The following is a 10992-nucleotide window of genomic DNA, read 5'->3' on the forward strand; positions in this document are numbered from 1 at the left end:
GCGGGTCAGGTTTTCTTGTACTCGAAGAACTTGCCCTCCGCACGGGGCGCCTGCGACGACTTGGAGAAGACGACGAGCGCCAGCATCGTCACGACGTAGGGGAAGACCTTGAGGGCCAGCGGCGGCACGCTTGCGAAGGAGGGCAGCAGCATGGAGATCTGCGCCATCGTCACCGCAAAGCCGAAGAAGAGGGTGGCCGCCAGGATGCGGAAGGGCTTCCACTGGCCGAAGATGAGCCCCGCGAGCGCGAGGAAGCCGAGTCCGTCGACCGAGCCGTTGCACTGGCCGGCGGTCGTCACCGTGTAGATCGCGCCGCCCAGTCCCGCGCAGGCGCCCGACAGCAGCACGCCCGCGTAGCGGATGCGCGCGACGCTGATGCCCGCGGCGTCGGCCGCCTCGGGGAATTCGCCGCAGGAGCGCAGCCGAAGACCGAAGGGGGTGCGCTCGATGACGAACCAGCTGACGATCAGAATCACCAGCACGAACCAAGTGGTCGGGTAGGTGTCGGTCAGAAAGAGCTTGCCGATCACGGGGATGTCCTTGAGCACCGGAATGTCCACGCGGGTCATGCTGTTGACGACGATGTTGCCGGTGCCGACGAACCGCCGCGAGATGTAGAGCACAAGCGCGCCAGCCATCAGGTTGATGGCCGTTCCGCTGATCGTCTGGTCGGCGTTGAGGTTGATGCTCGCGAAGGCGTGCAGCACCGAAAAGAGGGTGCCCGCCAGCATCGCGAGCAGGATGCCCAGCCAGGCGGCGCGCGCGTTGCCCATCAACGGCCCGAAGTAGTAGACCGAAACGCCGCCGACGAAGGATCCGATGACCATCAGCCCCTCGAGGCCGATGTTGATGATGCCGCTGCGCTCGGAGAAGAGGCCGCCCAGCGCCGTGATGAGGATGGGGACGGTATAGCCCACCGCGTAGGGGGCCATCTGTTCAATGGTGTTCCACATGTTCCCCGCTCCCTTCCGATTTGGACGGGCGTTTGCGCCCGAAGAATTTTTTGATCCGGTCGAGGTTCATCTCGATCAGCTTGCTGGTCGCCGCGAAGTAGATGACCGTGGCGATGATCGTGTCGGCGATCTCGGGCGGGATGGGCATCATGGCGTTCATGAACCCCTTGCCCGTCTGGAGGATCGCGAAGAAGATCGCGGCAAAGACGACTCCCACCGGCGCGCAGTTGGCCAGCAGCGCGACCGCGATGCCGTCAAAGCCCTGGGAGGGCATGACGCCGATGCGCATGTTGGAGAGGTAGCCGCAGTAGAAGGTGAGCCCCGCCAGCCCGGAAAGCGCGCCCGAGATGACCATCGCGAGCACCGCGTTCTTCTGGACGTTGATGCCGCCGTATTCGGCCGCGAAGCGGTTGAAGCCGACCGCTTTCATCTCATAGCCGAGCACCGTCCGGTTGAGGATGAAGATGACCAGCGCGGTGGCGATGATCGCGATGAAGATGCCGAGGTTGAGGTTGGAGCCCTTGGTCAGCAGGGTGATCGCCTCGGTTTTCAGCGAAGCGGCCGCCGGGATGACCTGTGACTCGGTATCGATCGTGGTGGATTTGAAGTGGTCGGAGATGACGATGTAGACCACCCAGTAGGCCACCCAGTTCATCATGATGCAGGAGACGACCTCGTTGACGTTGAAGCGCGCCTTGAGAAAGCCGGGGACCGCCGCCCACACCATGCCGCCGACGATCGACGCGGCGATGACGAGCGGCAGCAGCAGCGGCCGGGGCAGGCCGGCGGTGAGGGCCAGCACATTGGCGAGCAGGCCGCCGATCAGCATCTGGCCGGGCGCGCCGATGTTGAAGAGCCCGGTCTTGAAGGCGAAGGTGACCGAAAGGCCGGTCAGCATGAGCGGCACCGCGTAGGCGATCGTGTTGCAGATACGGGTGACGCTCTTGAGCCCTCCCTGAAAGAGGTAGGAAAACCCGGTCAGCGGGTTCGCGCCGCTCGAAAGCATGAGCAGGGCGCCCGCGACGAACCCGAGCAGGATCGAGATGACCGAAACGAGGATCTTCATCCCGCTCTTCTGTCTGGAACTAGCGTTCAACGCCGCCACCGTCCTTTCCCACGCCGGCCATCATCAGGCCGACCTCGTTTTCATCGGTATCCTTCGCGAGCACTTCGCCGATCACCTGCCCGGCGTTGATCGCGACGATCCGGTCGGAAAGCTGGAGCACCTCGTCAAGTTCCAGCGAGACGAGCAGGACCGCCCGCCCGAGGTTGCGCTGTTCGACGATGCGCTTGTGGATGTACTCGATCGACCCCACGTCGAGGCCGCGGGTCGGCTGCACGGCGATGAGCAGAACGGGCTGCTTTTCGATCTCGCGGCCGATGATCGCCTTCTGCTGGTTTCCGCCGCTGAGGCTCCCCGCCCGCGAGAGGACCCCCTCGCCCGCGCGCACGTCGTAGTCGTCCGCGATCCTCGCGGCGTAGTCGTGGATCGCGCGCTTGTTGAGCAGGCCGTGCTTCGAGAAGGGCCGCTGGCCGTAGACCTCGAGGACCATGTTTTCCTCGACGGTGTAGTCGAGCACCAGCCCCCGCTTCTGGCGGTCCTCCGGGATGTGGGAGACGCCGCGGCGGATGCGCCGCGCGATCGTCTCGTGGGTGATCTCCTCCCCGTTCAGGAGGATTTTCCCCTTCTCCGCCCTGCGCAGCCCGGTGATCGCCTCGACCAGCTCGGACTGGCCGTTGCCGTCCACGCCCGCGATGCCGACGATCGCCCCGCCGCGCACGGTGAGGGAGAAGTCGCGCAGGCCGAGGCTCCCGTGGCTGTTCTTGACCGACAGGTCCTCTATCTGCAAAACCGGGTCTCCCGGCGTCTTTTCCTCTTTATCGATCACAAAGGAGATCTCGTGCCCGACCATCATCTCCGCCATCTCCTGTTCGCTCGTGGCGGCGACGTCGACCGTTGCGATGTGGCGGCCGCGGCGGATGATCGTGCAACGGTCCGCGACCTCCTTGATCTCCTTGAGCTTGTGGGTGATCAGGATGATCGATTTGCCCTCGCTGATGAGGTTTTTCATGATCGCGATGAGCTCCCGGATCTCCATCGGGGTGAGCACCGCGGTGGGTTCGTCAAAAATCAGCACCTCGGCGTCGCGGTAGAGCATCTTGAGGATCTCCACCCGCTGCTGCATACCGACCGAGATCTCCTCGATCTTCGCGTTGGGGTCCACCTCCAGACCGTACTGCCGGGAGAGCTCCGCGATCCGCGCGGCGGCGGATTTGAGGTCCATCGTAACGCCCCTGCGCGGCTCCAGGCCGAGGACGATGTTCTCGGTCACGGTGAAGTTATGGACCAGCTTGAAGTGCTGGTGCACCATGCCGATGCCCAGCTCGTTGGCGACGTTGGGGTTGGTGATCTGGACCTCTTTGCCCTTCACCAGGATCTGCCCCTCATCCGCCCGGTACAGCCCGAACAGGATGCTCATGAGCGTGCTTTTGCCCGCGCCGTTTTCCCCCAGCAGCGCGTGCACCTCGCCCTTTTTCAGCTGTAATGTGATGTGGTCGTTCGCGCGCAGCCCCGGGAAATCCTTCACGATGTCGCGCATTTCCACGACGTATTCCGCCATCACAGGTTCCCTCCTCCCAAATAAGGGCGGGGCGGCGGAAAGCCGCCCCGCCCGTCCGTGGTCTTGGTGTGCCGGTCTTTTAGTTGTACGCGGAGACATCGGTCGGCTCGGCCGAAACGACGATCTCGCCGGTCTTGATCTTCTCGAGGACGGCGTCCGCCTCCTTCTGGACCTCGTCGGAGAGGTTGGGGTTGGTCTCGGGGATGCCGACGCCGCCGTTCTTGGCGTCAAAGATGATCTGCTGGCCGCCGACAAATTCGCCGTCCAGCTCCGCCTTGATCATGTCGTAGGTGGAGTTGGCGAGGTTCTTCATGGTGGAGGTCAGCGTGACGGAGCGGCCGTCCTCAAGCAGGCCGTCCTCGTACTGGTCGACGTCGCAGCCGACGACCCAGACCTCCTCGCCCTTTTCGGCGCGGGCCTTGGCCTCATTGAAGCCGCCGAGCGCGGTGGTGCCGCAGGCGCAGTAGACGAGGTTGCAGCCGGAGTTGAAGAGCTGCGCGGTGATCTGCTGGCCGAGGGCCGCGTCGCTGAAGGAGCCGGACCAGACAAAGTTTTCTTCCTTCATCTTGATGTTTGTGCCGAAGTTCTCGTTGGCGTAGATGACGCCCTGCTGGAAGCCGGTCTTGAAGAGCTTCGTCGGGGGAATCTCCTGGCCGAAGAGGGCGCCGAACTCGCCTTCCTTGAGCTGGAGGGCGCAGGCGAAGCCCGCAACAAAGCCGGACTCCTGGGCGGCGTAGTCGATGGCAGCGGTGTTCGCGGCGATCTCGGGCGCCTCGGCGCCGTCGTCCTGCGGGGCGCTGTCGAGGATGACGAATTTGCAGTCGGGATAGATCTTCTGGGCGTCAAAGATCGCCTTGGAGAAGGTGTAGCCCGGGGTGATGATCATGCGGAAGCCCGCGTCGTAGAGGTTCGCGATCTCCTGCAGGAAGCCCGCGGCGGACTGGTCGGCCGCGATGAGGTACTTGGTCTCGATGCCGAAATCCTCGGCCGCGCGGGTGATGCCCGCCCAGGTCGCCTGGTTGAAGGACTTGTCGTCGATCGTCTTGGCGTTGCAGACCATGCCGACCTTGAGCGCGGGCTTATCGGCGGGCTGCTCCGCGGGCGCCTCGGACTGCGCCGCGGAATCGGCGGGGGCCGAGGGGGTTTCGCTTCCCTGCTGGGAGCCGCAGCCGGCCAGCATGGACATGCCGATACAGATTGCCAGGACTGTTGCAAGAATCTTTTTCATCTTTTTTCCTCCCTGAAACGGTTGTTATTTAAGCAAACAGCTTGAACAGGCGTTCCTTATAGAGCTTGCTGTTTACCTGCTGACAGATTTTGGCGTTGCTCTCCCGGTGGAGCTGGCGCTGCTTGTCGATCGAGAAGTACCCGTAGGTCATCTCCGCCTTCGTCTCGATGTCGCAGTAGGCGTCATAGACCGGGCCCATGACCTCGGGATAGACGACCGCCATCATGATGACGCTGTCGATCACGCCGTAGCTTTCGTCGCCGTATTTCTTCTTTTCATAGGCGCGCAGGCCGGCGGTGCAGTCGACACAGAAATCCGCGACGCGGCTGTGCAGGCCGCGCAGGTATGCGATGTCGCCGGGAGTGATCGCCGTGTCGCCCCGGCAGACGTCCCACGTCACCCAGGTCGCGTCCATGCCCGAATCGAGCACGATCTTGGCCGCCTCGGCGTCGACATAGACGTTGAATTCGGCGGCGGGGGTCGCGTTGCCCTGGTCCATGCCCGTCGCGCCCATGATGTAGACCTTTTTGACGTTTTCGGCGATGCGCGGCTCCTTGAGGTACGCCATCGCCAGGTTGGTCAGCGGGCCGAGGGTGACGATCTCGATCTCGCCGGGATTCTGCATCACCGTGTCGATGATCGCGTCCATCGCGTGGCCCTTCGCCTCCGAAAGCGGCGGGTAGGGCAGGTTGAGGTCGCTCAGCCCGTCCTTGCCGTGCACGTAGTCGGCGGTGAAGAGCTTGGGCCGCACCAGCGGCCGGGCCATGCCCCGGTAGACGGGCGGCGCGTAGGTGCCCGCCACGTCGACGGCGATCAGCGCGTTCTTGACGCACAGGTCGAGCGGCACGTTGCCGCAGACGACGGTGATCGCCTCCACCTTGACCTCGTCCACCGCGCGCAGCGCGGCGATGAGCGCCCAGACGTCGTCCGAGCCGGTATCGGTGTCGATTAGAAGCCTTCTCATAGTGTTCCTCCTTTGTTCTGCCGCTCAGCGCCTGCCGAGCACCTCCCGCTCGTAGCGCTTGACCTCGTCGAGCCACTGCGCGCCGACCGGTTTTTCCTTCGTCATGCAGTAATAGTCCCACACCGCGGAGAAGGGCATCGACTTGGTCTCCTCCCACAGCGCCAAGCGGCTGGTGAAGTCCCCCTCCAGCTCGGCGCGCTTGATCGCGCCGATCGGGTCGAGCGCCGCCTTTAGAAGCGCCTTGCGGGTGTTGCGCATCGCGATCGCCCAGCAGGCGATCCGGTTGATCGACGCGTCGAAATAGTCCTGCCCGATGAAGACGCGGTCCTCGTAGCCGTTGTGGATGACCGCGTTCATGATCCGCTGGAGCTCGTCGTCCCACAGTACGACGTGGTCGCTGTCCCAGCGCACCCCCCTGCTCAGGTGGAGCAGGACGCTGTCCAGGAACTGGAGCACCGCGCTGATCTTGTCGCTGATATACTCGGTGGGATGGAAGTGGCCCGCGTCGAGGCAGTAGACCTTGCCGCGCGTGATCGCGTAGCCGAGGGAAAACTCATGGCTGGCGGCGGTGTAGCTCTCCACCCCCATGCCGAACAGCTTGCTCTCGACCGACTCCCGCACATACCGCACGTCGAGCGGGCGCTCAAAGATCTCGTCGAGCGCGGAGACCATCCGCTCCCGCAGCAGCTTGGTGTCGGCCGGGAGATCCTTGTAGCCGTCCGGCATCCAGTAGTTGACCACGCAGGTCTGCCCGAGCCTGCGGCCGAATTCCTCGCCGATCTCCCGGCAGCGCCTGCCGTGCTCGATCCAGAATTCCCGGACGCCCGGGTTGCCGCTCGTCAGCGAGAGGTTGCCGTCCATCCTCGGGTGGGAGAAGAAGGTGGGGTTGAAGTCGAAGCCGAGCCCGCGCTCCTCTCCCCACGAAAGCCAGCCCTCGAACTGCTCCGCCGTGTAGGCGTCGCGGTCGAGCTTTTTGCCGCCGAGCTCGGCGTGGCAGGCATGCAGGCTGAGCTTCACCTTCCCGGGGATGAGGCGCAGCGCCTCGTCGATGTCCGCGCGCAGCTCGTCCGGCGTGGCGGCGCGCCCGGGATAGTTGCCCGTCGCCGCGATGCCGCCGGTCAGCTCGCCGATGCCGTCGAAGCCGATCAGGTCGTCCCCCTGCCAGCTGTGCATCGACACGGGGATCCGGTCGGCCAGCTCGATCGCGCGGTCGACGTCGACGCCCGCCCGGCCGTAGATATCTTTTGCATATTGGTAGCCTTTTACTATGGTTGCTTCGTCCATTGTGACCCTCCTGGTTCCCGGCGGGATTCCCCCGTCCGGAGTGCTGCCCACGCAGCGGTTTTTGCATCCGTGTTTTATTAAAAAATATCGCATAATTTACTAAATATCAAGCGAATGTCAATACATTCTCCTTTTTACACAAAATATTATGCAAAAAACCGGGGATTACCACGATTTATCTGTATGAAATTTCCACCTCTCAGCTAAACTTTAAATAATTTAATAAAATCACTTGTTTTTTTGAACGAATCTGATATAGTATAAATAGAATCCACAAAAGTTTTGAACAGAGGAGAGGTGTCCTTGTGAATCTGAAGGAGATCGCCAAAGCGGCAAAGGTATCCCCGTCCACCGTCTCGCTTGTCCTCAACGACAAGGGGGGCGTCAGTCCCAGGACGCGGGAGCACGTCGCCACCCTCCTCTGTGAAAACGGGTACAACATCAACTACCACAAGCCGGAGGTGCAGCAGAAGAGCATCCGGTTTTTGAAGTACAGCCGCCACTCCCACCTCGTCAACGGCAACGCGGGCTTCGTCTCCGCGATCATCGACGCGGTCGAAAAGGAGACCCGCCTGCTCGGCTACAACCTCGTGATGACCGTGTTCGGCGAGAACAACATCAGCGAGGTCTTCGACCTTGTGCGCAACCAGCCGCTCTGCGGCATCATCCTGCTCGCAACCGAGATGGAGGAGGCGGACTATGCCTACCTGCACGACATCCCCGTGCCCATCGTCGTGGTGGACAACTATATGGATTTCCACAGCTTCAACTGCGTGGATATGAACAACACCGAGTCCACCTTCGCCGCCGTGCGGCACCTCGCCGGACTCGGGCATCCGCGCATCGGCTACCTCTATAATAAAATGCCCAGCAGCAACTGCCGCGCGCGCCGCGCGGCTTACGAGGCGGCGCTTCGCAGCCTCGGCATCCCCTACGACCCGGCGCTTGTCTACCCGATGCACCCCACCCTTTCGGGCTCCTATGAGGACACCCTCAACATGCTGCGGCAGGGCGTTTCCTTCCCCTCGGCGCTGGTGGCCACCAACGACAGCATCGCCATCGGCGCGGTCAAAGCGTTCAAGGAATCCGGCATCCGTGTTCCCGGCGACGTCTCCGTCATCGGGTTTGATGATATTCCCTTCTCCGCCATCGCGGACCCGCCGCTCACCACCATGAAGGTCTCCTGCAAGGACATCGGCATGTGGGCGGTGCGGCTGCTCTGCGACCGGATCGATTACCCCGACTCCCCCGTCGCCAAAATCCAGATCGGCGCACAGCTGATCGTGCGGGAGAGCACCGGGCCCTATCGAAAAAATACGACTGATGAATGAGGTTATACTGCCATGATCCAATCCATACGGCCCGTCGGCTCCGACGCCTTCGGGCCTTACGGCAGGGTCGTCGCCGGCTACCGGTTCGACGGCCTGCTTCAGGTACTGCGCGAACACACCCCCAGGCCGTCCGACGGCACGGTCTACGTCGCCTCCGACCCGCGGCTCGAGCGCCTGCCCGTCTTCGGGGAGGTGCAGGCGGGCTTCTTCGGCGGCCTGCCCGCCCAGTTCGGCTACTGCAACGGCGTGAACACCCGGCTCGCCTGCTGTGAATACCACCAGTGCAGCGAGCTGCTCGTCGCGGCGGACGACCTCGTGCTGGTCGTCGGGCCGCGCGGCGGCATTTCGGGCGGCGTCTGCGACACCGCCCGGTTCGAGGCGTTTTCCGTCCCGGCCGGCACGGCGGTCGAGCTCTACGGCACGACGCTCCACTACGCCCCCTGTTCCGCGCGCGCCGGGGAGGGGTTCCGGGCGCTCATCGCGCTCCTGCGGTTCACGAACTTCCCCCTGGCGGCGGGCGGAGACCCCTCGCTCGCGGCGGTCAACAAATGGGTGCTCGCGCATCCCGATTCCCCCGAGGCAAAGCAGGGCGCCCATATCGGACTTTCCGGCGAGATCGTCGACATCGCTCCGCTCATCGCCTGATGATTTCCCCATGTAAAAAACGGGGGCCGCACCTTCTGGTGCGGCCCCCGTTTTTTATATCCTATTTGTGTTGCCTGCCCGTGTGGTCGATCGTATAGGGCGGCCCGTAGACGAGCTCCCCCACCGGCGCAAAGCGGTAGCCCTGCGCGGCGAGCGTGTCGATGACCCGGCGGAGCGCCTCGGCCGTGTTGGGCTTGCCCGCGTGGAAGAGCATGATGTCCCCCGGCCCGGCGGCGCCCGCCACCCGCGCGGTGATCTCCTCCACCGACAGCCCCTTCCAGTCGAGGCTGTCGTTCGACCATTGGATCACCTCCCAGCCGAGGGCGCGCGCGGTCGAAACGACAAGGTTGTTGTAGGCCCCAGACGGCGCGCGGAAGAGGACCGGCCTCTGCCCGGTGAGCGCCTCGAGCTTGCTTCCCGACGCGTCCAGCTGCTGCGCGATCTCCTCCCGCCCCAGCTTCGTCATGTCGGGGTGGGTGTTGGAGTGGCTGCCCACCTCGTGCCCCGCCGCCGCGATCCGCCTGACCGCGTCCGGGTAGTGGTCGGCCCAGGTGCCGACAACGAAGAAGGTCGCCTTTACGCCGCGCTCGTCGAGCAGCTTCAAAATTTCGTCGATGTCGCTGTCGTCCCACGCGCAGTTGATTCCGAGGGAGAGGACCTTCTCGGGGGTCTCCACCGAATAGATCGGCAGCTCGCGCGGCGCGGCGGACACCCCCATCACATTCCCCGCCACTCCCATCAATATCAGCACCACGATCAGGATGACCAGCAGCGCGAAAAGCGTCTTCCTGGTAAACACGCCGTACATGTTACATCACCTCATGGTATGTTTATGTGCGGCGCGCCGGGTTCATTCAAAAAAAGGGGGTCGCGGCCCGCGGCCGCGCCCCCTTTTTATTATACGATTGCCTCAGCCCTGCATGAGGTAGCTTCCCGCCTCGGAGGCCGCCACCGCGCCGTCCCCGGCGGCGGTGATGATCTGGCGCAGCGCCTTGGTGCGGGTATCCCCCGCCGCGAAGACGCCCGGCAGATTGGTGCGGGTGTCCTCCCCCGCCGCGATGTAGCCCGCCGGGTCGAGGTCGACCTGTCCCTCGAAGACCTTGTTGTCGGGCACGAGCCCGACCGCGACAAAGACGCCCTGCGCCGGAATCTCCGTCTCCGCGCCCGTCTTGACGTTTTTGACCTTCAGCGCGCCGACGACCTTGCCGCCCTCGTCGGGCAGCACCTCGACCGGCACGGTGTCGTAGTGAATGACGATGTTCTCCCTGCTCAGGAGAGAGTCGACGAGCACCTTGCCCGCGCGGAAGGCGTCCCGCCGGTGGATGAGGTGCACCTCCTCGCAGATGTTCGCGAGGTAGAGCGCGTCCTCCACGGCGGTGTTGCCGCCACCGATCACCACGGTGGTCTTTCCCTTATAGAAGCCGCCGTCGCAGGTGGCGCAGTAGGAGACGCCCCGCCCGGAGTATTCCTCCTCGCCGGGGACGCCCAGCTTGCGGCGCTTGGCGCCGTTTGCGATGATGACCGCGCCCGCCGTAATCTTCCGGCCCGACTGGGTAACCACCGACTTGACCTTGCCGGTCAGGTCGGCCGAGGCCACGCCGTCGAATTCGACCTGCGCGCCCTGCTCGAGCACCTGGTTATAGAGGTTCATCCCCAGTTCGACCCCGCTGATCTTGCCGACGGCGGGGTAGTTTTCCACCTCGGGGGTGTTGGCCATCTGGCCCCCCGCCACATACTCCTCGAGCACCACGCTGCGGTAGCCCGCGCGCTGCACATAGATCGCGGCGGTCAGTCCCGCCGGGCCCGCGCCGATGATAATTACGTCATAGTCGTTCATAGCAGCCTCCAATAGTATACAAAAATGGTCTTTTTCTTAGTTACAGTCTACTGCAAATCCCCGCAATATGCAACAGTTTCTCTGTGATCTTGTCACATTTTATCGAACAAATCGGCACTATCATTTTGG

At 63.5% G+C, this 10992-nt stretch carries 10 protein-coding genes; 2 read left to right on the forward strand and 8 right to left on the reverse strand.

What is annotated here, in order from left to right:
• Positions 1-5 precede the first annotated feature (5 nt).
• From C1A13_RS08745 to C1A13_RS08770, 6 genes are all read right to left on the reverse strand, one after another.
• The gene (locus C1A13_RS08745) at positions 6-953 is read right to left on the reverse strand and encodes an ABC transporter permease (protein WP_101551120.1); all 948 of its coding nucleotides are present in this window, start codon (positions 951-953) and stop codon (positions 6-8) included.
• The gene (locus C1A13_RS08750; protein WP_101551122.1) at positions 937-2019 is read right to left on the reverse strand and encodes an ABC transporter permease; all 1083 of its coding nucleotides are present in this window, start codon (positions 2017-2019) and stop codon (positions 937-939) included. Before C1A13_RS08750 ends, C1A13_RS08745 begins: the two co-directional genes overlap by 17 nt.
• Before the next feature lie 19 nt (positions 2020-2038).
• The gene (locus C1A13_RS08755; protein WP_101551124.1) at positions 2039-3574 is read right to left on the reverse strand and encodes an ABC transporter ATP-binding protein; all 1536 of its coding nucleotides are present in this window, start codon (positions 3572-3574) and stop codon (positions 2039-2041) included.
• A 79-nt stretch (positions 3575-3653) separates the two neighbouring features.
• Positions 3654-4802: a BMP family lipoprotein gene (locus C1A13_RS08760; RefSeq protein ID WP_101551126.1), complete on the reverse strand. Its 1149-nt coding sequence runs from the start codon at positions 4800-4802 to the stop codon at positions 3654-3656.
• A gap of 28 nt (positions 4803-4830) precedes the next feature.
• Positions 4831-5766: a nucleoside hydrolase gene (locus tag C1A13_RS08765; RefSeq protein WP_101551128.1), complete on the reverse strand. Its 936-nt coding sequence runs from the start codon at positions 5764-5766 to the stop codon at positions 4831-4833.
• Positions 5767-5790: 24 nt separating this feature from the next.
• On the reverse strand, positions 5791-7050 hold the full coding sequence (locus C1A13_RS08770; RefSeq protein ID WP_101551130.1) for an L-rhamnose isomerase: 1260 nt from the start codon (positions 7048-7050) through the stop codon (positions 5791-5793).
• 305 nt (positions 7051-7355) lie between these two features.
• Here C1A13_RS08770 and C1A13_RS08775 point away from each other — a divergent pair, with 305 nt between their 5' ends.
• Both C1A13_RS08775 and C1A13_RS08780 read left to right on the forward strand, forming a co-directional pair.
• The gene (locus tag C1A13_RS08775) at positions 7356-8381 is read left to right on the forward strand and encodes a LacI family DNA-binding transcriptional regulator (RefSeq protein ID WP_101551132.1); all 1026 of its coding nucleotides are present in this window, start codon (positions 7356-7358) and stop codon (positions 8379-8381) included.
• A gap of 12 nt (positions 8382-8393) precedes the next feature.
• Positions 8394-9026 (forward strand): DUF4867 family protein, encoded by a 633-nt coding sequence (locus tag C1A13_RS08780; RefSeq protein ID WP_101551134.1) that lies wholly within the window; start codon positions 8394-8396, stop codon positions 9024-9026.
• A 61-nt stretch (positions 9027-9087) separates the two neighbouring features.
• Here the strand turns inward: C1A13_RS08780 and C1A13_RS08785 are convergent, their stop codons facing one another.
• Both C1A13_RS08785 and trxB read right to left on the reverse strand, forming a co-directional pair.
• The gene (locus C1A13_RS08785) at positions 9088-9834 is read right to left on the reverse strand and encodes a polysaccharide deacetylase family protein (RefSeq protein WP_101551136.1); all 747 of its coding nucleotides are present in this window, start codon (positions 9832-9834) and stop codon (positions 9088-9090) included.
• Positions 9835-9936: 102 nt separating this feature from the next.
• Positions 9937-10863, reverse strand: a complete 927-nt coding sequence (trxB, locus tag C1A13_RS08790) for a thioredoxin-disulfide reductase (protein ID WP_101551138.1) — start codon at positions 10861-10863, stop codon at positions 9937-9939.
• Positions 10864-10992: the final 129 nt, after the last annotated feature.

The organism is Anaerotruncus massiliensis (ex Togo et al. 2026), from assembly GCF_900199635.1.
GTDB lineage: Bacteria > Bacillota > Clostridia > Oscillospirales > Ruminococcaceae > Anaerotruncus > Anaerotruncus massiliensis.